The sequence below is a fragment of the Rhodoplanes roseus genome (assembly GCF_003258865.1).
Taxonomy (GTDB): domain Bacteria; phylum Pseudomonadota; class Alphaproteobacteria; order Rhizobiales; family Xanthobacteraceae; genus Rhodoplanes; species Rhodoplanes roseus.
Window position 1 is genome coordinate 1 of sequence record NZ_NPEX01000969.1, and the last position, 243, is coordinate 243.

Genomic DNA, 243 nt, shown 5'->3' on the forward strand with positions numbered 1-243 from the left:
CAGCGCATCCAGCGTCGCGCTCAAGAGCAAACCATTGCGCGGGTCGAGCCTCTCTTGGTCGCTCGCGTCACGCCATGGCTTAATGTGAGAGGCGCGAAGGACGTCTTCGACCTCGCAGCCAGTCACCGCGCACCGGCCTCGCCACAGCTTCCTAAGCTCTTCACGGAACTGCCCCTGCCCACGGCGAGCGTCGATCAGTTGCTTCTTTGTCGTCGCATCGAGCTGGCGGGCGTTGATTACCTC

Annotated in this window: 1 protein-coding gene; it reads right to left on the reverse strand. The window is 63.0% G+C overall.

What is annotated here, in order from left to right; all coding sequences use genetic code 11:
- Window positions 1-126, reverse strand: a 126-nt coding sequence (locus CH341_RS36180; protein ID WP_245431366.1) for an HNH endonuclease signature motif containing protein, incomplete at its 3' end; no start/stop codon positions are given.
- Window positions 127-243 lie beyond the last annotated feature (117 nt).